Origin of the sequence: Streptomyces virginiae (assembly GCF_041432505.1) — a bacterium.
GTDB lineage: Bacteria > Actinomycetota > Actinomycetes > Streptomycetales > Streptomycetaceae > Streptomyces > Streptomyces virginiae_A.
Map to the genome: position 1 here is coordinate 123,443 of NZ_CP107873.1, position 23,191 is coordinate 146,633.

The window sequence follows — 23,191 nt, forward strand, 5'->3', positions numbered from 1 at the left end:
TGTCTCACCGAAGTTTGATCAGTCTCAGCGAAGTTTGACGGGGCGGGGATTCGTCTCATCGGACGTTGACCACCGGCGGATCCGGGGTGTGTCAGGGGTGGCGGCTAGGGTGCGGAGCTGTGGACGCTGCTGATCTTGATTACCGGGCCCGGACCTTGTCGGGCTGCATTCCTTCATCGCTGGTGACCCGGCTTCTGGAGCTTGGCCACGAGCGGGAAGTGGAGTTCCAGGCCGGGCGTGGGGAGTGGTTCTGCGCGCTGGAGTGGGCGCGGCTGCTCGGCGACCGGCGGCAGTACCAGCAGGCGCTGGACGTGCTCGGTCCGTACATCGCGACGGGCTGGTGGCCAGCTGCCCGGGCCCGGGCCGAGCTGCTGGAGGACTGGGGCAGGGCGCAGGAGGCGATCGAGCTGTCCCGCCCGTACGCGCAGGACGGCGACCGGCTGGTCCTGGACTTCTTCGCGCGTCTGCTGGCCCGCCACGGCTGGGCCGCCGAGGCGCTCGCGCTGCTGCGGCCCGGCATTGAGGACTGGTTCATCGCCCAGGCCCTAGTCGACATCGCCGAAGCCGCAGGCCAGGACGAGGAAGTAGCGGCGCTGCTGAAAGCCCGGATCAAGGCCGCGGTTCCGGCCTGTGACGACCCCGACTGCCACCGACTCCGCATGGAACCGTCCAACGCCTTCGACCTGCTCGCCACAATCCGGGAACGACAAGGCCGCGTCGACGAGGCGATCGCTCTGCTGCGCCGCAGGGAGGATACGTCGGTCAACGGCCGGGACGCGCTGGCCGACCTGCTTGCCAGGCATGGACGGATTGACGAACTGCGCGCGTACACCGACTCCGAGTACCACGGGCACGCCGCGCGAAGCCTGGCCGAGGTACTGGAGGAACGCGGCGATGAGGAGGGAGCGACCGCCGTCTACCGGACCTTCGCCGAGAAGCCTCACGGCATGTGGCGCGTTGCCCATCTACTGTCCCAGCTCTTGGCCCGGCACGGCCGCGTCGATGAGGCGATCGCGGCGATGCGCGCCCTGGCAGACTCCCCGGGCGGCGCGGACGACTGCGTCGTTGACACGCTGTGCACCCTGTATGCCGAGCACGGCCGTGCCCAGGAGGCTCTGGCCTACCTCGACGCGCTCAAGGAGCGGCGTGACTGTGAGGAGGAGTGGGACTTCTTCCAGATGCGGCTGCCGCTCATGGCCGACTGCGGCCTACGCGACGAAGCGATTGAGCAGGCCCGGGCGCACCCCGAAGGCGGAACCTGGTATGCGGCCTGTTCCATATCGGACCTGCTTGCCGAGGCCGGCCACATCGAGGAAGCCGTCGCTGTCCTCGAACAGCACCCCGTTTCCAACAGCACTGTCCTAGCCCACCATCTCATCGGGCTCGGCCGCATCAAGGACGCCGTCCGAGTCCTCCAGGTCAGGCCAAGCGCTGCCCCGGCCCCCAGCCCCTGGGGCGGCACCATTTCCAACGAACCACCGTTCTGACACCTCTCCGTAGCCGCTCCTGCTGGTGGAGGTCGCGGTCAAAGTCCTGTCGGTGCAGACCGCACCCGGCAGCTCGAAGGCGAGTGCGCCCGGGCTTTGAGCCCCCGTGGTGTCGGAAGGGCGGGGGGTGTCGCTACCTTGGGGGCATGACTTACAACTCGGCGCCTCGCTCGCTTGGGAGGACTGAGGTGCAGTGGACCGCTGTTGACCCCTTCGCCCCGGACGAGGCGCGAGAGCTCGCGCAACAAGTCGAGATATCCCCGGCCGTGCGTCGTGCGTACGTGGCCGCGCACATCGTCTCCGACGAGACCGCTGAGCAGCAGATCCGCCAGCTCCTTGAGCGGATCCTGCAGACCGGCAGGATCGGCCGGAGCCCGTCGGGATGGCGTGCCCGCAGCCATAAGGCCGACAGCCCGGACGACGGTTCGCCCGAGAGCTCGTACGCCTTCATCCTGGACGGCGGCTGTCGCCGTGTCGTTGCGTACCTGGGCCCGGCGGTCTCCTGGTTCGATCAGGAGAGGCACATCCCGACCGAGGAGCTGCGGCACCAACTCGACGAGCGACGCCGGAAGGAGACCGAAGCCCAGCGGCTCAAGGCGCGGCGGCAGGAGGAGCAGGCGCAGCGGCAGGCGGCACACGAAGAGCGGATGCGCGTCGAACGTGCGGAGGCGGAGGCACGGCGAGCGGCCGCGCTTCCCCTACCGACCTGGCCCCTGTTCGACGCCTATCAGGTGTACGACCGAAACGGCCGGGCTGTACCCCTGCCGCACCCCCGGCGTCCCGTCACCGACGAGGAGACCATTCGTCACGCGGGCCGCCGACCGAATGTCCTCTTCCACGCCGATGCCCTGAACTCACCGTTCTTTCGCGAGCTCCCCCTAGAAGAGCGTCCGAAGGCGCTGCACGCGGTGGTGGACACTCTGCTGCGAGCCCCGACCAAGGGCAGGGTGGCCATCGGGCCCACGTCCATCACGGTCACAGGGCTGAAGGTGACATTCACATTGAGGCCTGACTGCGCCGTGGTTCGCACTCTCAACCCGCCGCAGCCGGGCAACAACGAGCCTGCGCGATATCGGGCGGACCGGTGGAGGCTCCCCCGTCCGAAGAAGAGCGACTAGGTCCTGTCCGATGGGTCGTCCGCAGGGTCTGAGAGGATCGGCGGGACGGATCGAGTAAGGGGTGCCGGTTGTCGAGCGCGCAGTGGCTGTCGTATGACGCGAGTTCTCTCGCGCGCCTGGGTGTGGGCCGCGAGGCGGTGTCTGGGCTGGGCGAACAAGGCCTTCCGGCCGACTGCAACCGCCTGTTCGTGCGGGACTCGGGTCGGGAGCTGGAGGTCCGCGACCTTCCGCCGGGTCGGGCGGTATTCCTCGGCGCGTTCGAGGACGGCGTCAACACGTACTGGCTGCTGATCGACAGTGGCGAAGTCTGGATGGTCCGCGGCTATGACAGCGATGGGGACCAGCAGTACGGGCTGGTCAACTCTTCGGTTGCTGGTCTGCAGAACGTCCTGGAGGTATGGGAGGCGTTCATCGGCTCCGGAAGGAGCGACGCGGACGACGACTACGAGGACTACGTCGAGGACCTGATCGAACGGGCCCGGCAGTGCGATCCGAGGGTGTTCGAGGACGAGGAATCCTGGTGGTCACGCGTTTTCGAGGAAGTCGAGCTCGGTGTCCTGGTCCCGGAAGACCAGTAGGCGAGGACGTGGCGGTCACGGGCGGAGCCAGAGCCGGATCGCCGCGACCGTGACCGTCCCGTGGAAGACGTAGGCCCTCTTGATGCCCCTATGGATGTCAAGCCGCCAGGACGTGGGTGGTGGTGCGGGTGATGAGGCGGTGGATCTCGCGTGCGACGTAGCGTTTGAGACAGCGGAGTGCTTCGCGTCGGGTCTTGCCTTCGGAGACACGCCTGTCGATGTATCCGCGGGTGCGAGTGTCCCATCGGAGACGGGCCAGCACGATGGTGTAGAGGGCCGAGTTGGCCTGCCGGTTTCCGCCGCGGTTGAGGCGCCGACGCTGGGTTTTCCCTGAGGAGGCTTCGACTGGGCTGACGCCGCAGAGGGCTGCGAACGATGACTCGCTGCGGAGCCGTTCCGGGTTGTCGCCCGCTGCGATCAGAAGCGTCGCGGCGGTGTCGGGACCGACTCCATAGCAGGCCAGGAGCTGCGGGTTGTGCTGCGTTATGACGTCTCTGATCCGCGTGGTGAGGTCTTCGATCTCTTCGGTGAGGTGCTGGATCCGCCGGGCCAGGAGCCCCAGCGTGTGGGCGGCGGCACCGGCCGCTCCGGGGGCCGAGCTGTCGAGTCCGGCGCAGGCGCGTATCAGTTTGGGATTGCTCAGGCCGGCCAGAGACTCGCGGAGCTCGGGGTCGGTGGCCACGAGAACGGCCTTGAGCTGGTTGATCGCCTGAGCCCGGGACTTGATTGCGGAGGCCTTGGCCATCTTGAACAGCCTGAGCATCTCCACGGGCCCGTCGCCGGCCTTCGCAGTCGCGGTCGCTCTGCCGGTGATCACTGCGCGGGCTGCGGCCTCGGCGTCGATGATGTCGCTCTTGCCGCGGCGCCGGCGGGTGGCCTTGTCGGGCTGGTTCACCTCGAAGACGGTGATGCCCTGGCTGTGGAGGTATCGGCTGAGTGCGGCGCCGTATGAGCCTGTGCACTCCACCCCGGCCTGGCTGAGGTGGCCCAGTGTCCGGGCCCAGGCCAGTAGCTGTTCATAGCCTTCGGCGGTCGTCGGGAAGCTCCGGCTCTCGACGAAGGCGCCGGCTGCCGTGACCACGGCGGCAACGTGGACGTCCTTGTGGGTGTCGACACCTAGCACGATGTCGGGGTCGCATCGGTCCAGAGGGGAGGGCTGGGTCATCCTGGTCACGGTCACCTGTCTCCTGCAGCCAAGGGAAGCGGGGCGGCCATCGCTGGATCGGTCAGGGCGGTCAGGACTGTGACGGTGCCTCTCGCGAAGGCCCCTATCGGGACACGCCCGCCGGTCCAGCGGCAGCGAGTACCGCTCCGGGCAATGGCCGACAGATCAAAACCAAGGCACCAGGGCCAGTCGTAACGCGGGTCAGGCCACCGTCCGAAGCGGCACCCCAACATCCTCACAGTCGTAGCGGGTGGCGACCGCGCGGAACGTCTTGAGCCGGTTGATGGTGCGCTCGACCTCGTTGCGGCGCCGGTAGACCGTTGTGTCGAAGCCGGTGGGCCGGCCGCCCTTGCTGCCCCGTCGTTGGCGGTTGGCTCGCTGGTCCCTGGGTTCAGGGATCGTGTGCTTGATCTGCCGACGCCGCAGGTACCGGCGGTTTCGGCGAGAGGAATACGCTTTGTCACCTCCAACGTGGTCTGGTCGGGTGCGTGGGCGGCCGCCGCCCGGCCTTGGGACTTTGACCTGTTCGAGCACGGGTATGAACTGCGGGGCATCGCCCCACTGTCCGGGCGTGATGACGAAAGCCAACGGGCGACGGCCTCCCTCACTGGCTAGATGGATTTTGCAGTTCAGCCCTCCCCGGGAACGGCCCAGGCCCTCATCGGAACGGTGTCTGGCCGGGCGACTGCGGCGGCCTGGAATTCGTGGCGCGCGGGTGAGGGCACCAGCTGCGTGCTGGTGTGCTCGGCACGATGTCGAGTCGACGCTCACCATGCTCCAGTCGATCCGGCCCTCTGCATCAGCGTCGGCCTGGACGGCCCGCAGGATCTTCTCCCACGTGCCGTCCGCCGACCATCTGCGATGACGATCGTGAACCGTCTTCCACTTGCCGAACTGCGGCGGCAGATCCCTCCAGGGCAGTCCGGTCCGCTGCCGGAAGAGAATCCCGTTGATCACCCGACGGTGGCACTGCCAACGCCCGCCCCGGCCGCGGTTACGCGGCAGATGCCGCTCCAGCCGCATCCACTCGTCATCTGAAAGATCACCTCGCCCCACACCGACCGAAACGATCCAGCGCAATGCGAGTCACAGGACCCATCGGACACGGCCTAGTGCTGTGACCGGGAAGGTTCACCGGGTTGCTCGTGGTGCTGGTTGGAAATGAGTTCTCCAATCAGCATGGGGGGCGGGATGGCGAGACCGGTCCGGGTTCGCGGGTTGACCGAGCAGGAGGGGCAGAAACTCCAGCACATCGTCCGGCGGGGAAGTACGAGTTCGGTGCGGTTCCGGCGGGCGATGATGCTGCTGGCCTCGGCCGGTGGCAGCACGGTTCCGGTCATAGCCCGGCTGGTCCAGGCGGACGAGGACACTGTCCGCGACGTGATTCACAAGTTCAACGAGATCGGGCTCGCATGCCTGGACCCTCGCTGGGCGGGAGGCCGTCCCGCCTCCTCGACCGTGACGACGAGGATTTTGTCGTCCAGCCGGCTACCACCCGCCCGACCGTGCTGGGCAAGCCCTTCACCCGCTGGTCGATCCGCAAGCTCGCCGATCACCTGCGGCGCAACCGTGCCCGCCCCGTCCTCATCGGCCGGGAGGCCCTGCGGTGCTTACTCGCCCGCCGCGGGGTCTCCTTCCAGCGCACGAAGACCTGGAAGGAGTCCCCGGATGCGGCCTTCGACGCCAAGCTGGCCCGGATTGAGTACGCGATCAACGAACGACCGGACCGCACGTTCGCGTTCGACGAGTTCGGGCCTTTGGGAATCCGCCCCACCGCTGGCTCCTGCTGGGCCGAGCAGACCCGGACCGACCGCCTGCCGGCCACCTACCGGCGCACCCACGGCATCACCTACTTCCACGGCTGCTACTCCATAGGCGACGACCAGATGTGGGGGATCAACCGGCGCCGCAAAGGCATCGATCACACCTGGACCGCCCTGAGAACGGTCCGGGCGGCCCGCCCGGACGGCGCCCCTATCTACGTGATCCTGGACAACCTCTCCGCCCACCTGAACTGGAGAATCCGCAGGTGGGCGGTCCGGAAACAAGGTCGAACTGTGCTTCACGCCGACCTACGCCTCCTGGGCCAACCCCATCGAAGCCCACTTTGGACCACTACGACAGTTCACCCTGGCCAACTCGAACCATCCCAACCACACCGTCCAGACCCGGGCCCTGCACGCCTACCTGCGCTGGCGCAACCGGAACGCGCGCCACCCCGATGTCCTGGCCGCCCAACGACGCGAACGCGCCCGCATCCGCAGCGAACGAGGTGTCCGTTGGGGCGGCAGACCACTGCAAACAGCAGCCTGACCGCCCGACCTGGCAACCCTCCGGGAACAGCACTACATGTCGAAGGGCTCGTAGCGGGCGTCGCCTCCGGGCCAGGCGCGGTCCATGAACGGCGCCCGGTCGAGGCCTTCGAAGCAGCGCATCAGGAAGTCGGTGAAGCTGCCACTGGTGCGATACCACTCCGCGCACTCGCTGCCGACCACGATCTCCCAGTTGCCCGGATCCGAGCTGCCGGCCAGGAAGTAGTACTCGCTGCTGTGCTCGTCATGGCCCCAGCGGATGAGCCCATCAGGGTCGGGGTGGAAGGGGAAGGGGTAGAGGTCCTCCGACCCTCTCCGCGCATCGCGCCAGCCCTCCAAGGACCAGAACTCCTCGAGTTCGGCAGGGGTCATGAGACCAGTCGGCCGGTCGAGGTGGAGGTACCCGCCGAGGGTTCCGGGCCCATACACGTCCATGAAAGCCTTGTAGTCAGCAGGCAGCGTGACACCGAGGTGCTGTTCGGAGGACTCCCAGACCTCTCGCCGCGGCCAGCCCCACGCCTCCTCCGGCTCACCGAGCAGTGCCTGGAGGCGTTCCAATGGCGATGGCATGTCTTCCCTCGTCCCTGATACGTGACCGGCCGGGAATATCATCAGGCCTCCCTCTGACAACACAGCGGGCCCAGCGTCCTCAACCCGGCGAACCTTCCCGGTCACAGCACTAGCAGTTCCTTGCCCGCCTCCCGAAGTGGTCCGGGAGCGACCGTCGTGCGGCGAGCGGTGCTCCCCTGCGGCTGGCTGAGCCAAGGCCTCTCTCAGCCCGTCGGCATGTGAGGCAAGTGATCCATCTGCGACTTCCACAAGTATGAAGGGGCTTTACACACGTACAACGCGTACGGCAGAGGTGGGTCTTCGAGGTGTCCTCGCAGCTCATAGCCGGTGGGGGCGTGCTGCGTGCATCGCAGACACGTAAAACTATATTGCTACCGCGAATCGTTGAGCCAAGTGTTCGGGTGGTACCAAAATTTATTTCGGGGGCCGACGAGATACGACTGAATCATTTCTTCATTTCTCAAATCAGAAAACCGGGAATATACTTGTTCGGCGGTTTTGGACTGCGTGAGGAGCCTGCGCGCCTCGACCCTCTCCTCCTGGGTAGCTGATACAGAATCCAGCATTCTCTCCAGTAGGTCGGGGGATGGGCTGGAGAATCCGCGCAGAACTGCGCTTGCCATGGAATAGCTGACGTTGCAGTGGTAGGCAACCCCCTTGGTCGGTATCCCACGTCGCTTTCGAACGCTCTGAAGAAGAGTCCCTAGTCTCAGTCGAGAAAGCTCTGGAAGGCTGTCCAGGTCGATGGAGGCGTGCTGTTCATGTTCAGCCTTTGATTGCTGATCGGGATCCTTGCTGATGGGAAGGGGTGCGTCGCCGCGTTGGCGGGCAGGCGCGGCCTCGGATTCTCCATCGGGCAGGCCTGCGGGCTGGGTTGACTTGCTGGCGTCTTCAGCGGACGTCGACCCCTGCTCTGCTTGAAGTCTGCGTGTCATCCATTCTGAGATGTCTTCATCTCCGCGCGGAGCCCAAGCCCGCACCATTGCGAGCAATGTCCTTCTGGAGGGGATTCGAGTGCCCGAAAGCGCTGTGTAGATGGAAGCGCGGCTTACTTTGTATCGAATGCAAAGTTCATCTACCGATAGCGGCTCATCCTGCTTAGACTTGTCCGTTTCGCGGGTGTCGCGGCCTACTGGCCGCCGGACTGCCCCATCGCGAAGCTTCCGTAGCTCGGAAGCGAATGCGTGACGTGGATCGGATAAATCGAGAACGCGCATCGCTCGTGGCATGGGTGCCCTTTTCCACAGAAGGCTGTTTAAGTCCAACATAGTCTAACCGTATTGAGGGTCATCGCTCCTGGCCGCTTAGCTGGGTGCGGGACGCAGAAGGACCTCATCCCAACCGCTTCTTGTGGTGAGACCGGTTGGATCGAGGCCCTTCTTTGGCGATCAACCCGCACTGCGATGTTAGGGAGACGCACATGCAGCGTAGGACAGCCCCCGCACCGGAGGGGCTCAAGCGCCGTAAGAAGCAGCGAAGGACGATGGGCCACTACCGTCGTGCCGCCACCTTCGCATTGGTCCGAGGCGCTGGTACTGCCATCGGAAGTGCGGCGGTCGGCGCCGCAATTGTGTGGTTCAGTCGCCGCTGACTTGGATCGAGCTGGGCCGCTTCCCTGGGAGGGAGGTGGCCCAACTTGTCGGTGGTCGTGGCATGACGCCGACCTGGTCCAAAAGTAGGTCGACTTCATCGACGGTGGTCCGCGCTCGGTTGCGGACACCCCGATGGGGAACCGCAACCGAGCGCGAGTTGTTCAGGCAGTCGATACGTTGCCGATGATGTCCTGGGCACGGCCGAGTGCCGTGTGCAGCAGTCTCGACGCCGCGTTGATGTCGAGGAGCACTTCTTTCAGATCGCCCTGGGCTGCCGTGATGTCGGAGCCGTCGCGCGTCACGACCTCGCCGTCACGCGCGAGGTCGGCGATGTACCACGCAGTCTCCGATACGCCTTTCGGTAGTGCTGCCGCGAGTGCTGTGAGGTGGCCCAGGACGTGGTAGACGTCGCGGAGGTGGGCCTCGGCTCCGCCTTCGACCGTATCGACGGCCCTGGGCAAGGCTGCGATGTCGCGAGCGGCGCTGCTGGCGAGCTGGGCGGGTGTCCTGGTGGTATTCGGGTCGGTAGTGGTCATTTACTTCCCCCTCATGGCGGGCATGGGCCACGCTGCGTGGCCCCGCCTTCAGCTTGACTCTGTCGGGGATCTTGGAGATGCCGGTCAGGTCCCCAGGGTTCGCCAGGACTTCGGCCGGGGTATCTCGCGCTGGTCGAGGTAGTTCTGGAAGGCAGTCGGTCGGCGGGACGTGGGTGTTTCTTCGGCCGGTGGCAGTCCGCTGAGGCGCTCGATGTTGACGGCAATGGCCGTCAGAACGTGCTGGATGTGCGCCTTTCCCTGTCCTCGGTAGCGGCAGCGCCGCATGCCGTGTCCGTGGGCGAACTCGTTGACCGTGCCCTCTACTCCCGAGCGGACCGCATAGCGGGTCTTCCACTCGGGAGTCTGTTGCTCCGCACGGACGCGAAGTTGCAGGTCACGGAGTTCTCGCGGGGGAAAGCCCACGGTTCGGGCATTGTCGGCGGTGGAAGTGCACTGGGTGCGGGCCGGGCAGGGACGGCACTGACTCTTGGTGAACCTGGCCACAATCAGCGGGGCCGCGGTGGCCGAGGAGGTCGGGTAAGGGCCGTGCCAGCCCGCACTGACCTGCCCCTGGGGGCACGTGACCTGCTGACGGTCGTAGTCGATGTGGAAGTCGTCCCGGGCGAATCCCTCGTTTTGCCGCTGTTGGCGGGTGGGGTTGCTCCGCAGCGGCCCGGAGACGGTGACCTGGTGTTCACGGGTGGCTTGTTCCAGGTGGGGCAGGGAGGTGTAGCCGGCGTCGACCAGGTGCTCGGCGGGCAGCAGCCCGCGGCGGGCCAGTCGGGTGTGGATGCCGGGCAGGACCTGGCTGTCATGGGTGGTGGCCGCGGTGGTGACCACGTCCGTGATCACGTTGGGGCCGTCGGGAGCACAGGTCTCGGTCAGGTGGGCGGCGAACCCCTTCCAGCTGATGATGTGTCCGTGCCGTGCGTAGCGGGCCGAGGTGTCGTAGGGCGAGACGATCGCCTGGGACGAGGGCGGCAGCCCGGGCCCGCCTTCCTTCTCAGCGGTGCGCCAGCGCAGCCGGCCTGCCTGGTCACGGTGGTAGTTCTGCACCATGATCTGGCGCAGGGCCTGGATACGGGGGCCGGAGGTGCGGTCTGCTCCGTGCCGGTAGAGGTGTTCCAGGAGCCGGATGGCGTCATTTCCGGTGGCCAGGATCCTGGTCGTGGGTTTGGTGGGGTTCTTGCCCAGGCGGACCGGTCGGCCGTAGCGGCGTCCCCAGTCCTCATCGACCAGCTCGTCGAGCAGGTGAGGGGAGGTGCCGGCGACTTCTTCCAGGGCGGCGCGGACCGCCTCGGTGATCAGCTCAAGGCGTGTCAGGTCACGCACCGCGGCCAGGACGTGGGTGGAGTCGGTGCGCTGGGTGGTGCGCTCGCGCACCAGACCGGCCTCCCTGAGACGGGCCAGCACGAGGTCGAGGAGGCGGTCAGCACGACCGTCTTCGGCAAGACGGTCACGGAAATCGGCCAGCACGCTGTGATGGAATCCGGGATCGTCCAGCTCCATGGCCATCGCGTACTTGAAGTCGATGCGACAGCGGACCGCCTCGGCTGCCTGCCGGTCCGACAGGCCGAGCAGGAACTGCAGCACACAGACGGTGGCCAGTTGAGCAGGCGAGAGACCCGGACGCCCGTCACGCGGGTACCAGTCGGCGAAGTCCTCGTCGCGCCACAGTCCGTCGAGGCGGTCTCTCACCCACATCGCCGTGGTGCCACCCGGGTTGCTCGCCCGCGCGATCCGCACGGTCAGAGAAGGGACTTGCTCACCGGAACGGGGGCGAAGGGACAACGGGCACCTCGACAGCTGCATCGGTCGGCGGAACTACCCGAGCATGCCCGTTGATCATGCTGCCGCACCGGGGAACTCCAAGATCCCCGACAGAGTCAAGCTCAGTCTGCTGCTCTGGCGTGACAGGCCGGTGGAGCGGTCGAGCGGGCGGACGGACTTGCGCGGCGTCCCGCGAAAGTGGTGGCGCCCGGATGCCCTTCGGATCGACGTCTGCTAGGGCCAGCGCATGTCGAGCGCTGACAGCTGCTCGACGCGTTCGGGCGTCAGCTTCGGTGCTTTGGTGCGCTGCTGGCTGATCCAGGTCCCGAGCCGCACGGCTTCGCCGTCGACCTCCTCGGTGTGGCTGCGCGGTACGTCGAGGTTGCCGACCCGGGCACGGTACTGGGCGGCCGCTCGCAGGTTGTGTGCCCACATCTCCTCCCGGGTCCGCTTGGCGGGTGCGGGGGCCTGCGTGATGCCGAGCGTGGTGAGCAGCTCTTGCTGCTCCCGCGCCAGCTTCACGAAGCCCTGGCGCTGCGCGGCGGCCCAGCGGCCGAGGTCCTCGCCGTCCTCGACGAGGATGCCGGAGCCGTCCGGGAGCTTTCCGCCGGCGCGCATGTGGCGCTGGGTGAGGCGGAAGGCACGCTGCCAGTCGATGCTCCACTTGGGGCACCAGTCCGGGTCGATCTCCGCGAGGGCGGCGTGGCGCTCGGGGGAGAGCGGCGCCTTCGCCCGTCGGGCCGCGGCGCGCTGGTTCTTGAGCCAGCGGCCGATGGGGTATCCGTCGAGGTCGACGTCCACGGGGGCGGCCAGGCCGACGCCGGACTCGGCGGCCCAGGCGGCGGCCGCGGCGAGCCCCTCGTCGAAGCGGGCGTCGAAGAGGCTCCAGAGCATGCCGAGCTTCTCCAGCTGCACGATCCGGTCGCCGTCGAGGGCGCCGGCCTTGTGGTGGCGGCGGCAGTCGGCGATCCAGACGCCGAACGGGAAGCCGGCGGGGGACCAGTTGTCGGGGGTGCGGAATTGGTACGGGACGCGGAGGTCGTCGTGCTCGGCGCGGTAGCGCTGGGCGGCCTGGAGGCCGCGGCGCCACTGGACCCGCTCGGGGTTGAGGACCCGCAGCTGGACGAAGCTCGCGAGCTGGGCGGCGTCGCGCGGCTGGGAGAACCGCAGGAGTTCCCGGGCCGGGCCGCTGACGGTGGCCTGTCCGTCGTCCGGGGCACCGTCGCGGTCGGCGAGCTCGGGGCGACGGGTGCCGGGGCGCGCGGGCACGGGTGTTCCCGGGTTGGTGAGCTGCTCGATGCGGGTGTCGTGGGCGCGCAGCGCCGCGAGGAGCTTGGCCAGACCCGCGTACGTGGGGGAGGTGAGCATGGTCTCGGAGGTCTCGCCGGCGGAGAGGAAGGCGGGTACGACGAGGGTGGCGATCTTGCCTTGGCCGGGGTGCATGCGTAGGGCGCGGCCGACTGCCTGGACCAGGTCCGGCATCGACCCGCGGACGTCGCAGAAGACGACGCCGTCGCAGTTCTGGGTGTCGACGCCTTCGCCGAGGACCTTCACGCTGGCGATGACGGAGAGCCGCGCGGTCCGACCGCTGTCGGTCAGACCGGCAGCGAACTGGTCCAGGACGCGGCGCCGGTGGGCCGGCTTGTGCTCGCCGTGCAGCCACTGCGCCCACACCGCGGCCGATTCGCCGTCGTTGCGGGGGAGTTCGCGGTCCTTGTCCGGCAGGCCGGCCGCGAAGGCCTCCGCCTCGGACACTCGCTGGTGGAAGCTGAGGACCCGGCGTAGGCCCTCTTCCTCGGCGGCCTTGAGGGTGGCCGCCTGGAGGGCGCCGAGCCGCAGGCCGCGGACCGTGTCCGACTGCTCGTCGGCGGCCAGCATCGCGGCGTTGAGCTGTTCGTCCTGCACGTCCATGACCACGACCTGGTACGGCGCGACGATGCCGCGCTCGATCGCGGTCTCCAGCGGCAGTTCATAGGCGACGCGGCCGAAGAGGCCGTCGGGGTCGTCGGTCATCGAGGCGACGAGCTCGCCGTCCTCCTCCTGGTCACCGGCGGCGGCCCAGATGCGGGGCGTCGCGGTCATGTAGAGGCGCGCGGCGGCCGGGATGCGGGCGTTGTCGTGTACGACGGCCCAGGGCTTGCCGGCCCGGCCGCTGGTGCGGTGCGCCTCGTCCACCACGATCAGGCCCCACGGGGCCAGGCCCGCGTCGTGGGCGGCCTCCAGGATGCCGTTGCCGAGGGAGGCGTACGTTGCGAAGACGGTGACGCGCTCGTGCCCGGCGGTGAGCCGAACCAGAGTGTGCGGGTCGGTGGTGTGCGGGAAGCCGGTCTCGTGGGAGTCGAGGGAGGAGACACCGACGAAGGCGCCGGTGCGGCCGCCGTCCCGCCAGGCGCGGGCCGTCTGGTCGAGGAGGTCCAGGGAGGGGACCAGGACCAGGACGCGGTCCCCGCCGATCTGTTCGGCGGTGCGTACGGCGACGAGGGTCTTGCCGCTGCCCGTGGCCATGATGACCTGCGTGCGCAGGCCGGCGGCCGGGGCCTCGGCGGGGGAGCGGGGGGTGAGTTCCTCGACCGCGCGGGCCAGGGCCTCGCTCTGGTGGGGGCGCAGCGGAGGGGGAGCGGTGCGGGTGTCGGTCATGGGCTCGCCTTGCTCTCGGGTTCCGGGCCCTGGGGCCGCGGGGCGGTCGGGGTGGAGGAGCGGTGGGCGTGGTCGGGGCAGAGGTCGCGGCCGTCGCGCAACCTGCGCCATCCGCGTGCGCGCAGCCTGGCGCGGAGGGCCCGGTGGTGGGGCATCGGGACCGGCGCGAACCATTCGCGGTCGCATTCGGCGTCGCCGTCGTCGGACCCGGTCGCGCCGGTGTAGTCGCACCTGATGGTCGGGATGTTGCCGGCGGTCACGGCCGCGACTTCCCGGTGGCCCAGATCGTGTACTCCTGGCGGACGTAGCCGCAGGGATCGGCCGACCAGGCGGGGTTGTCGGTGGCGAGGGGGCCGGCCGTCGTGCCGTTCGCGGTGTCGAAGGCGATGAGCTTGTCGACGCTCGTCCGGACTGCGGTCTGCACCTTGCCGTCGGCGGGGTCGGCGCCCAGGGTCTGCCGGTCGGTGAGGGCCGCGTGGCGCAGCAGCCAGTCCCGCTCGCCGATCCGGCCCGCGCGTCGTAGGCGCATGAGCTCCTCGGTCTCCTCCTGGACGTGAGGGGCGTTGATGTAGGCGGCATGGACGGGCGGGAGGTCGTTCATCGGCTGGTCCGTTTCGTCGGGGAGAGCCGCCTGGGCGTGCAGATCTCCGTGGTCCTCGCGACGCGAGCCCACCACCAGTATGCATTCCTTCGAAATGCATTTCAAGGGAATGCGTGAGGCGTCCTGGGGTCCGTACGCACGTCCGGTCGGACAACCCTGACAGCTGCCGTGGCTCAGTACCGCTCAGCCAGAGACCCAAGCCTGCGGCGGACCCGCCTCCGGTGGAGTGCGGACCGGCACAACCGCTCCAAGGCAGAAACCGCCAGGTCGCGGGCGGTCAGATCTCGTTCATGCCGCCGTCGAGGTACCAGTCGCACTCGGCGAGGGCGTACAACCATGCCGTTTCCCAGTCGTTCGGGTCGACGTCCGCAACGCTCTCGGCGTCTTCTACGAGTACGAGCCGCAGAGCCTCACGCCCCGAGCGTGAGTAGGTGCGCGCGTCCTTCCTGCGCCGGGTGGCCAGATGACGCGACGCTTCGAACCGGAACTTGGGGTCGAGCTTGTTGCGGCTGAAATGGTGCTCCAGCCGTTGGGCCTTGAGCCGCGGCCAGTCCTCCGGAGGGCGGACGGAGAACTCCGCGACAGCACCCTGGTCGGCTCGGATGATGCGGGCGAAGAGCCACCGTTCGTTTCCGAGGTCGTCGAAGTACGGGTGGAACGGCTCCTCGGCCGGATCGGTGTAGAAGTATCTGCCTTTGCCCTGGTTGCAGGGCCCGCAGGCAGGCACAAGATTCAAGGGCGTGAGCGCCAGGAGGGGGAAGATGTTCTTCGGGGCGTGGTGGTCGATCTGCTCCGGCTTGGCGACCCCGCAGATGGTGCATCCGTAGATCGCCGCCGCTTTCAGCGCGTCGTAGAGCTTGCTCCCTCCGCCACCGACGAACGCCTTGTCGTAGGTGTCTGTGAAGCGGCTCTTCTCCTCGTCCTGGGACTGGCCGCCAAACTCGGAGTGCAGCAGTGAGAACAGAACGCCCGCCTCGCCCTGCGCCCTGTACCGCCGCTCCTGCCCTATGAGCTCTGGAAGCCGAGCGGCCATCTCCTCGTCCCACCCCTGCTTCTTCAGCCAGGGTGTGCAGGCGTTCACCACGTCTTCGACGGTGATCGTCGGCTTCTGCGGCCACCGCATCAGCGTTCCCCTCGTGCCTGCGAGAACGTCATCGCGCGCAGGAGAGCGCGGGCTTCAGCGCCCAGGCCCGTGAATCGGCGGGTGATATCCGCGTAGGTTCCCCCGTTCGCGACCTCCGCGGCGATCGCCGCGTGAAAGCCCGTCGAGGTCACTTCCAGGCCGAACACGTCGTACGTCAGCTCACCGACGCTCTCCCCGTAGGTTTCAAGATCAGGACGGCGGGCGGTGAGCTCGTCTCCGTGGCGTTCCAGTGCGTGAACGCACGAGGCCGGAACTTCCTGCAGCACGACGGGGGAATGGGTGGCGACGACCGCCATGCCGTTACGGTCGGCGAGCAGGTTGGACAGCGCGTTCGTGAGGGCGGCGAGCAGGGGAGGGTGCAGGTGTGTTTCCGGTTCGTCGATCAGGACCAGGGTGTGCTCGCTGACCACTTCGATCAGCCGGGTCACCATCAACAACACCACCTTGTGACCTGAGCTCAGGTTCTCAAAGACCTTGCCCATTTTCCGTTCGAGCGTGGAAGGGCTGCCTTCCCTGATCATGGCCTCGATCACGTCCATGTCTCCGTCGAGGAAGCCGCTCGCCCCGTAGCTGAGGGTCTCGATGGCCTTACGCCAGCGGAGGCCTCGTGCCCCGACCCGCGCAATGGCGAAGCTGCGGACGAACTCGTCCTTCAGCTCGTCGTCGGATTTGAGGCGGTCGTGGTGCTGGTGCCGGAGGCGGATGAAGTGGAACGGGATTCCCGCATCGTCCGCGAAGGCGTACGAGTGGCGGTCGAAGGGGCTGAAACCGATGACCACGCAGCTGGCGAAGCGGCCGGCGTCGCCCGCGGGGTCTGGGTCGTCCTCGACGTCGAGCTGTACGTTCGCGGCTGCTGATGCTATGGCGTGGAGCAGGCTCGACTTCCCGACCGCGTTACGGCCGATCAGCGCGTGCAGGTTGGTCGGCGGCAGGCTTCCCGGCCTCGACTCGAAGGTCAGCTTGGGAGCAGGGAGCAACCCCTTCTGCTCCGGTGTGTACGACCACTTGAAGGGGACGATGCGGGCGCGGATCCCGAGGGCAACCTGCCGGGTGCGCAGCAGGTCGCTGGAGGTCCGCCCGCGCAGCAGAGATGAGGAGAACACCTGAAGGTCGAGCGTCGCCTGATCCGGTGGCTGGGCGTAGGCCGCATCCTTCAATGCGTACAGGATTTCGTGAGCCATGGACCTGCTCAGGTTGACTTGCAGGGCTTCGTAGTAGTCATCCTCCATCCCCAGGCTGAAGTAGCCGTTGTCCAGCGATGTGAAGCGGTCCGGGAGTCGATCCGATGTGCGATTCCATCCGGATTTCGTCATGCCAGCGTGCCCGATACGTAGGAAGCCGACCTTGACCACGGAGGCATTCTGAAGGCGTACCAGGAGATTGAAGGTGGTGATGAACCCGTGGTCGTTCCAGCTGTCCTTCACCAGGTAGGCGCCGTGTGCCTGTGGGATCGTGGCTTTCCACTCCAGCACCTGGAACTCCAACGCAACTCCCCTGTGTGGTTGACGGCCGCTCTGGCTGATCTGTAGGCCGCAAGCATGCCAAAAGGCCGTGCACCCGCGCCGTGTCCATGGAGAAGTTCCGGTTCTCAAGCAGCGATCCCCTCGGAGCCGCTGCTTCGAGGGGAAGCACTTCTAGTCCTGGGGCTTCCAGGCGCGGATTTCCAGGCCGACGATCGGTGTGCCGGGTTCGATCTTGTCGGTGTCGACGAGCCACTTCTGCACGGCGGCCGCGACGTCTCCGCCGGCAGCGTCGACCAGGGCCTTGAACTCGGCACCGTCGAAGCCTTCCTCGCCGGTGCCCGGGCCGCCGCGGTTGTCAGCGTAGGCGCGCTCCTCGGTTCCGTCACGGCGCTGGACGACGTTGCGGCGGACGCCTGGGGAGTCGGCCCGGCGGCCGGCGTCGTGCTTGAAGGAGCCCTTGCGGGCCCGGACGGTGAAGGCGATCTTCCCGCCGTTGGCGGCCGCGTCGTCGACCACGGGCCGCAGGCGGCCTGCGCCGGAGGCGATGTGCTGCTTGCCGGCCTTGGCCAGGGACGAGGACCAAGCCTTGATCGGTTTGCCGTCGGCGCCGATGACCGGCTTGCCCTTGGCGTCCTTGACCGTCCGCTCCGCCCGTACCCGCGTCTTCCCGCGTACGCGGGCCTTGTAGCCCTCGCGGTTCAGCCGCGGCTGGACGTGCCCGGCGGCCAGCGCCTTCAGGCTCGCGAGATCCCGCGGGCCGCCGGCCTGCACCTCCTGGACCACGGCCCGAAGCGCCTCCACCATCGACGCCCCCTTGTTCTTCGTGAAGAACTGGCTGACCAGGGACGGGTTGCGGCCGAGGATCTCGCCGACCTGCTTCCGGCTGAACCCGGCCCGCGCCAGCTCGTCGGTGAGCCGGGCGGCCTCGTTGCGCTGCGCGCCCCGGCCGCCCGCCGGCTTCCTCCTGCGTGGTGTCACGCTGCCATCTCCTCGTCCTCGTCCTCACACTCGTGGTCGGAGTACACCGGGCTGTCGTCCTCGAACTGGTCGTCGCCCTCGTCGCCGCAGGAGTGGCACCGCCACTCCGCGCTCCAGGTGACCGCGCGGTCCCGACCGCAGTCGTGCTCGGAGTGGACGGTGTCCTCGTCCTCCCATGTGGCCTCGCCCGAGGCGTCACAGGTCGGGTGCTCCCACTGGCCGCCCCAGACCACGTCGGCGCTGCTCACATGCCCTCCGCTTCCAGCGCCTGGCGGCCCAGGCCTTGCAGGTAGTAGAACTCCTCGTCCGTCCGCGGGGTGGTCTGCTCCCAGGGCATGCGGCCCTTGAGCAGGTAGTCGCCCGGCTCACCGCCGTACTCCCAGTCGACCGGCGCCGAGGTGTAGATCGCGTCGGTCCGGAACGCCAGGATGCTCCCGGGCGGAAGGTGCAGCGCACCGGCCTTCAACGGCTTCCCGGTCGCCGGGTCCTTCGAGCTGGTGCTCACCGACAGCAGCGCCGCCCGGGCCGCCGACCATACCCCGGCCGCCCACTCCGGGTGAGCGTACTGATCCCGCGCGAACCCCTGGTTGCGCTCCCAGGTGACGTGGGTGTCCGTGATACCGGTCAGCCGCGCACCGTCCGGCAGGTCCGGCACCGCGCCGCCGGCGCCCAGCTCCAGGGAGCCGGTCGTGATCCGGGGACGCTGCGCGAACGTGCCGATGCCGTACAGCAGGATGCTGCGCACCGCGCGGGAGGCCAGGCGGCAGGCCTGCTTCTGCTGCTCGTCGCCGTGCAGTTCGGCGGTGGCCCGCAGGGACTGCCAGGCCTCGCGCAGCTTGGTGCTCCAGCTCTTGAGCGGGTCACCGGACTCCCACAGCAGGCCGTCGAGGATCTCGATCCGCCACGGCGCGATCGGGTTGCGCAGCGCCAGGTTGACCTCGGCGCCGCCAGCCCAGGTGACGAAGGTGTGGCCGCCCTCGTACGGGTAGTGCCAGGACCGCTCCCCGGGCGCCGGTGCCGGGAGCAGCCCGACGTGGTTCCAGCCCTTCGGGATGGTGACCCGCACCTGCCAGTGCGACGGCGCGAACAAGGCGTTCGTCTGCTCCTTCTCGCTCATGGCCGCGAACCGGGCGGCGGTGATCCGCTGCGGCACGCCCACGCCGCTGGCCCAGGTGTGTTTGGCGTAGGCGAAGGTCCGGTCGACCTCGTACCAGCCGGGTACACGCTCCGGCACGCGCGGCGGCGCGATCAGCTCGGTACGGCCCTGCCCGGCGGTGGCGTGCAGCAGACCACGGATCTCCTGCGACATGACCGGAAAGCCCTCGGCCCACTTCGCGCCGGCCTTGGCCGGGATGGTCCGCGACCACAGGTCCCGCCCGGTCTGCGACGGCGAACCCATGAGGACCACGTCCTCGAAGTGCGGGCGCAGCGCCTTCCACAGCTCGACGAACGCCGCGCGCACGGTCGCCGGGTCAGCGCCCTCGGGGTCGAACCACTCACCCACCGAGCGGATTTCGGTGTGCTGATCCTTGCCCCGCTGCCAGCGGCCCACCGGGTTGCGCGGGTGGACCAAGTGGCCGGCCTGCCGGTCCTTGCCACGCGAGGACTCCACCGACCAGCCCTCTGGGAGCGGCGCGTTCAGCCACTCGGCGACGGCGTCCTTTAGGAAGTCGTACTGCTCGCTGGACTGGTGCCACGGGTCGCCCGCGGTGATATAGATCCGCTCGACGGAGGCCGGGGCCACCGCGTAGACGGCGGTGAGGATCTCCGCCACCGAGGCCCGGCCGAGGTCCAGGCGGACGGTGCCGCCCTGCCAGACCAGGACGCCGGTCGCGGTGTCCAGGAACGCCATCCCCCGTGCCGCCTGCTTGAAGTTCGGCCGCTTCGACGCGAGGTTGGGCTCGGCACGGAACCAGGCGTCGCCCTCGGCGCCCGCGGGAATCGAGGGCAGAACACGCTCGGCCTCTCCCGTCCCGGCAGCAACGGGCGCCGGAGCTGCTGCGGCCTGCTGGGGTTCGGCGAGCACCTCCAGGTCGGAGGTGCCGTCGGCGGGCGCGACGCCGAGACGAGCGACCGTGCCGGACGGCTCGACGGTCTGGGGCTCATCCGGTTTCGACGGCGCGGCCATTTCCTTGATCGGCTCTGCGGGCGCCTGAGCGGCCAGCTGATCACCGGTGACGGTTTCGGTCGCGGGAGGCTCTGCGGGCGCCTCAGGGGCGCTCTGAGGGGCCAGGGAGGGCGCCAGGGCCACGATGTCGATCACACCGAGGCCGGCGGCCGTCGCGATCCGGTCCGAGGTGGCCTTCGCGTACCCGCCGAGCTCGCGGATCTTCTCGGCCCGTCGTTCGCGCAGCTTGCCGACCTTGGCCTGGAGCTGGGCCAGCTCGCGCTCCAGAGGCTTGAGTTCGTCGCGTACGGCCCGCAGCTCGGTGAGGCCGGCGGAGTATTCCTTGTTGTCCATCTGGTCCCCCTCAGGTGTTGGCCATGTCGACGAAGCGCGACATGTAGAGCTGCTGCGCCACGGTGATGGTTGCGGTCGGCCCGTTGCGGTGCTTGCCGACGATGATGTCGACCTCACCGGCCCGGGGGCTTTCCTTCTCGTACGCGTCATCGCGGTACAGCAGGATGACCATGTCCGCGTCCTGCTCGATCGAGCCGGACTCACGCAGGTCCGAGACCTGGGGCCTCTTGTCCGCCCGCATCTCCGGCCCGCGGTTGAGCTGCGACAGCAGGATGATCGGCAAGTGGAGCTCCTTCGCCAGCAGCTTGAGGCTCCGCGAGATGTGACTGACTTCCTGCTCGCGGTTGTCGTGGCGCTTGCCGCCGCTTTCGACCAGCTGCGCATAGTCGATGATGATCTCGGCGAGGTCGGGGATGCGGGTCTTGAGCCGACGGCACTTCGCCTGGATCTCGGCCAGTGAGCGCGCGCTTTCGTTGATGTAGAGCGGTGCCTCGCTGTACCGCTTGGCGGCGACTGCGAGCCGTTCCCATCCGGCTTCATCAAGTGTGCCCGAGCGCAGGTGGTGGAGGGCAACGTCTCCTTCCGCGGACAGGGCGCGCATGTTCAGCTCGTCGATGCTCATCTCCAGCGTGATGAAGGCCGCCGGGCGGCCGGCGTCGGGGATGGGCTGACGGTTCTTGCCGCGCGGCATCGTGCAGGCCCTCGCGAAGTCCATGGCCAGCGTGGACTTGCCCATGCCGGGCCGGGCGGCCACCACGATGATCTGCCCCGGCTGGAGGCCGTTCGTCAGGGAGTCCAGGTCGGTGAACCCGGTCCTTACACCGGTGATCTCCTTGCCGGACTCGGCGGCCTGGATCATGTCCAGGGTTCCTTCGAGGGTGTTGCTCGGGGTGAAGAAGTCGTCCTGCCGGTCGCGCCCCTCGGTCACGGCCGAGATCTCCGCGGCAGCAGCCGCAGTGATCTCGTCGAGCTCGCCCACTCCCTCGTACCCCATCTGGACGATCTTCGTGCCTGCGGCCACCAGCCTGCGCAGGACGGCCCGCTCGCGGACAATCTCGGCGTAGTACTCGGCGTTGGCGGAAGTCGGTACGGACTGCACCAGGGTGTGCAGGTACGAGGCACCGCCGATCTTCGCGAGGTCGCCGGACTTCAGGAGTGCGTCGGCAAGGGTGAGGGGGTCGACCGGGTCCTTGGCCGCCAGTTCCAGGATCGCCCGGTAGATCGTCTGGTGGGCGGGGCGGTAGAAGTCGTCGGCAGCCAGCAGGTTGGACACGTCGGTGATAGCCGTCTTCGACAGGATCATGCTGCCGAGGACCGACCGCTCCGCATCCAGGTCCTGGGGCGGAAGCCGGTCGAAGGCCTGGCGATCGGGCTGGTTACGGGCGGAGCGGAAGGTGGGCTCGATGAACGGCTCGTCCTCCGCTGGCGGTGCGGGGGATGGGACACTGGTCATGGATCTCTTCCTGTCAGGTAGTGGTCTGCAGCGGCGGCCGGTTCTTCGCGGGAGCGGCCGCCGCCGTCATGTCCGGGGCTGCTTCAGACAGCCGGCCGTCGAAGGCCGGTGAGGATCGAAGCAACCTTGTCCGGCATCGGGACCGGCTCAAAGTCGGGGTCTTCGGCAACGGCAGGGCGAGGCCTGGGTACGTCCTTGCGGGCGGCCAGCCGCCGGGGGAGGTCCTCGATGCGGCTCTTCAGCACCTTCGTCGGACGCTTCACTCCCTCGGGGTTCTGGGTGAGCTCTCGGACCAGGAAGTCGTCCAGCTCCCAGCCCTGCTCGGCAACGACTTCAGCAAGCAACGGAGCGAGGGTTCGAGCCGTCACTCGTCCCGCGGTCCAAGGGCGGGGCAGGACCTGGAGGAACTGCGACGCTGCTTCGACCTGCTCAGCCGAGGCAGTGGGCTTCGAGGGGATCTCCCCCTCCTCCTCCCGCGCCGCAGGCGCCACACCATCCGCACCCGTCCCGAGGGGGTAGGGGGAGGAGGTATTTACCTCCTCCGGGGGGTGTGGGGGGGAGCCCGTTCCACTTCCGGTGTTCGCGGACGTGGGCTGACCTGCGGAAACGAACGATCCCCCACGTCCGCGAACACCGCTTCCGCGAACACCGGAAGAACCCTTGTTTCCGCGAACACCGGAAGTGGTCTGACCTGCGGAAACAGTAGTTTCCGCGAACACCGGAAGTTTGGTGTCGGACTCCTCGGAGGAGTCCTCGGGCGAGTAGTCCGGGTTGTCCTCGAAGTGCTCGTACACCTCGTACGAGGTCAGCCCGCGGTACCCCTTGCCCTTCGGGTTGGGGATGGTCGTGCGGCGGATGAAGCGCGCCTCGATGAGTCGCGCGAAGGACTCGTAGACCGCGTCCCGGCCCACGAGCTCGGTGCCGCTCTTCGCCGACCGCACGCCCGCCTCGCGGACCGAGGCGACGATTCCGGGCACGGTGACCTGGAGGCCGCTGTTGATCGCGAAGAGGACGTGGAGGTAGACGACGTAGTCGAGCTGGTGCGTCAGGCGGCCGCTGAAGGCCACGGCCCGCTGGACGGTGACGGCGCGCGCCGGGGCCTGGCCCCGGACGATGGTGGCGGCGAGGTAGTCGTGGCGCTCGCTCATGCGGGCACCGACTTGCGGCGGCCGACTACGGGCAGGGCGGTACGAAGGCGGACCTCCACCCACGTGGTGGCGGTCGGAGGGTAGTTCGGGTGCACAGCACTCCTCCTGACGGAAGTTGTGCCGTGAACTCTCCACATGCGGGCTTGCCCGAAGGCTTGCCCGCTGCCCGGAAGGCCCA

At 68.2% G+C, this 23,191-nt stretch carries 19 protein-coding genes and 1 pseudogene; 4 read left to right on the forward strand and 16 right to left on the reverse strand.

The window, feature by feature from the left end; translation table 11 throughout:
• Nucleotides 1-119: 119 nt before the first annotated feature.
• The 3 genes from OG624_RS42645 (at nucleotide 120) to OG624_RS42655 (ending at nucleotide 3,183) form a co-directional block, all read left to right on the forward strand.
• Nucleotides 120-1,487, forward strand: coding sequence for a tetratricopeptide repeat protein (locus tag OG624_RS42645; protein WP_331719663.1), 1,368 nt, complete (start codon nucleotides 120-122; stop codon nucleotides 1,485-1,487).
• A gap of 146 nt (nucleotides 1,488-1,633) precedes the next feature.
• A complete protein-coding gene (locus OG624_RS42650) occupies nucleotides 1,634-2,605 on the forward strand; it encodes a hypothetical protein (protein WP_371640973.1) in 972 nt (323 codons plus the stop codon).
• 68 nt (nucleotides 2,606-2,673) lie between these two features.
• The gene (locus OG624_RS42655) at nucleotides 2,674-3,183 is read left to right on the forward strand and encodes an SUKH-4 family immunity protein (protein WP_331719665.1); all 510 of its coding nucleotides are present in this window, start codon (nucleotides 2,674-2,676) and stop codon (nucleotides 3,181-3,183) included.
• A 97-nt stretch (nucleotides 3,184-3,280) separates the two neighbouring features.
• On the opposite strand, the gene OG624_RS42660 is transcribed toward OG624_RS42655, so the two are convergent.
• Together OG624_RS42660 and OG624_RS42665 are read right to left on the reverse strand one after the other, a co-directional pair.
• Nucleotides 3,281-4,348, reverse strand: a complete 1,068-nt coding sequence (locus tag OG624_RS42660) for an IS110 family transposase (RefSeq protein ID WP_331719754.1) — start codon at nucleotides 4,346-4,348, stop codon at nucleotides 3,281-3,283.
• A gap of 201 nt (nucleotides 4,349-4,549) precedes the next feature.
• Complete coding sequence (locus tag OG624_RS42665) at nucleotides 4,550-5,404, reverse strand: IS5 family transposase (protein WP_331719666.1); 855 nt, start codon at nucleotides 5,402-5,404, stop codon at nucleotides 4,550-4,552.
• 135 nt (nucleotides 5,405-5,539) lie between these two features.
• Between OG624_RS42665 and OG624_RS42670 the strand changes: the two are divergent.
• Nucleotides 5,540-6,661 (forward strand): annotated as a pseudogene (locus OG624_RS42670) (IS630 family transposase).
• 32 nt (nucleotides 6,662-6,693) lie between these two features.
• Here the strand turns inward: OG624_RS42670 and OG624_RS42675 are convergent.
• The 14 genes from OG624_RS42675 to OG624_RS42740 form a co-directional block, all read right to left on the reverse strand.
• A complete protein-coding gene (locus tag OG624_RS42675) occupies nucleotides 6,694-7,230 on the reverse strand; it encodes an SMI1/KNR4 family protein (protein WP_331719667.1) in 537 nt (178 codons plus the stop codon).
• A 371-nt stretch (nucleotides 7,231-7,601) separates the two neighbouring features.
• A complete protein-coding gene (locus OG624_RS42680) occupies nucleotides 7,602-8,498 on the reverse strand; it encodes a helix-turn-helix domain-containing protein (RefSeq protein ID WP_371640974.1) in 897 nt (298 codons plus the stop codon).
• A 485-nt stretch (nucleotides 8,499-8,983) separates the two neighbouring features.
• Complete coding sequence (locus OG624_RS42685) at nucleotides 8,984-9,358, reverse strand: hypothetical protein (protein WP_331719669.1); 375 nt, start codon at nucleotides 9,356-9,358, stop codon at nucleotides 8,984-8,986.
• Nucleotides 9,359-9,442: 84 nt separating this feature from the next.
• On the reverse strand, nucleotides 9,443-11,062 hold the full coding sequence (locus OG624_RS42690; RefSeq protein ID WP_371640989.1) for an IS1182 family transposase: 1,620 nt from the start codon (nucleotides 11,060-11,062) through the stop codon (nucleotides 9,443-9,445).
• 300 nt (nucleotides 11,063-11,362) lie between these two features.
• A complete protein-coding gene (locus OG624_RS42695) occupies nucleotides 11,363-13,765 on the reverse strand; it encodes a DEAD/DEAH box helicase (RefSeq protein WP_331719671.1) in 2,403 nt (800 codons plus the stop codon).
• Complete coding sequence (locus OG624_RS42700) at nucleotides 13,762-14,025, reverse strand: hypothetical protein (protein ID WP_331719672.1); 264 nt, start codon at nucleotides 14,023-14,025, stop codon at nucleotides 13,762-13,764. Before OG624_RS42700 ends, OG624_RS42695 begins: the two co-directional genes overlap by 4 nt.
• Entirely contained in the window at nucleotides 14,022-14,441 is a 420-nt protein-coding gene (locus OG624_RS42705) for a hypothetical protein (RefSeq protein WP_371640975.1), read from the reverse strand. The genes OG624_RS42700 and OG624_RS42705 overlap by 4 nt, the downstream gene beginning before the upstream one ends.
• Nucleotides 14,442-14,643: 202 nt before the next feature.
• A complete protein-coding gene (locus OG624_RS42710; RefSeq protein WP_331719674.1) occupies nucleotides 14,644-15,489 on the reverse strand; it encodes a hypothetical protein in 846 nt (281 codons plus the stop codon).
• Complete coding sequence (locus OG624_RS42715; RefSeq protein WP_331719675.1) at nucleotides 15,489-16,994, reverse strand: AAA family ATPase; 1,506 nt, start codon at nucleotides 16,992-16,994, stop codon at nucleotides 15,489-15,491. Before OG624_RS42715 ends, OG624_RS42710 begins: the two co-directional genes overlap by 1 nt.
• 150 nt (nucleotides 16,995-17,144) lie before the next feature.
• Complete coding sequence (locus OG624_RS42720; protein ID WP_331719676.1) at nucleotides 17,145-17,951, reverse strand: hypothetical protein; 807 nt, start codon at nucleotides 17,949-17,951, stop codon at nucleotides 17,145-17,147.
• A complete protein-coding gene (locus tag OG624_RS42725; protein WP_331719677.1) occupies nucleotides 17,948-18,199 on the reverse strand; it encodes a hypothetical protein in 252 nt (83 codons plus the stop codon). Before OG624_RS42725 ends, OG624_RS42720 begins: the two co-directional genes overlap by 4 nt.
• Nucleotides 18,196-20,412 (reverse strand): Mucin-19, encoded by a 2,217-nt coding sequence (locus tag OG624_RS42730; RefSeq protein WP_331719678.1) that lies wholly within the window; start codon nucleotides 20,410-20,412, stop codon nucleotides 18,196-18,198. The genes OG624_RS42725 and OG624_RS42730 overlap by 4 nt, the downstream gene beginning before the upstream one ends.
• Before the next feature lie 10 nt (nucleotides 20,413-20,422).
• A complete protein-coding gene (gene dnaB / locus OG624_RS42735; RefSeq protein ID WP_331719679.1) occupies nucleotides 20,423-21,865 on the reverse strand; it encodes a replicative DNA helicase in 1,443 nt (480 codons plus the stop codon).
• Nucleotides 21,866-21,948: 83 nt separating this feature from the next.
• On the reverse strand, nucleotides 21,949-23,013 hold the full coding sequence (locus OG624_RS42740) for a hypothetical protein (protein ID WP_331719680.1): 1,065 nt from the start codon (nucleotides 23,011-23,013) through the stop codon (nucleotides 21,949-21,951).
• Nucleotides 23,014-23,191: the final 178 nt, after the last annotated feature.

Bases quoted from the DNA above. Each gene is read 5' to 3' on its own strand.
- OG624_RS42675 (WP_331719667.1), bottom strand. From the start codon at position 7,230: ATGCCATCGCCATTGGAACGCCTCCAGGCACTGCTCGGTGAGCCGGAG.
- OG624_RS42710 (WP_331719674.1), bottom strand. From the start codon at position 15,489: ATGCGGTGGCCGCAGAAGCCGACGATCACCGTCGAAGACGTGGTGAAC.
- OG624_RS42680 (WP_371640974.1), bottom strand. From the start codon at position 8,498: ATGTTGGACTTAAACAGCCTTCTGTGGAAAAGGGCACCCATGCCACGA.
- OG624_RS42660 (WP_331719754.1), bottom strand. From the start codon at position 4,348: ATGACCCAGCCCTCCCCTCTGGACCGATGCGACCCCGACATCGTGCTA.
- OG624_RS42650 (WP_371640973.1), top strand. From the start codon at position 1,634: ATGACTTACAACTCGGCGCCTCGCTCGCTTGGGAGGACTGAGGTGCAG.
- OG624_RS42695 (WP_331719671.1), bottom strand. From the start codon at position 13,765: ATGACCGACACCCGCACCGCTCCCCCTCCGCTGCGCCCCCACCAGAGC.
- OG624_RS42730 (WP_331719678.1), bottom strand. From the start codon at position 20,412: ATGGACAACAAGGAATACTCCGCCGGCCTCACCGAGCTGCGGGCCGTA.
- OG624_RS42740 (WP_331719680.1), bottom strand. From the start codon at position 23,013: ATGAGCGAGCGCCACGACTACCTCGCCGCCACCATCGTCCGGGGCCAG.
- OG624_RS42685 (WP_331719669.1), bottom strand. From the start codon at position 9,358: ATGACCACTACCGACCCGAATACCACCAGGACACCCGCCCAGCTCGCC.
- OG624_RS42690 (WP_371640989.1), bottom strand. From the start codon at position 11,062: ATGTGGGTGAGAGACCGCCTCGACGGACTGTGGCGCGACGAGGACTTC.
- dnaB (WP_331719679.1), bottom strand. From the start codon at position 21,865: ATGACCAGTGTCCCATCCCCCGCACCGCCAGCGGAGGACGAGCCGTTC.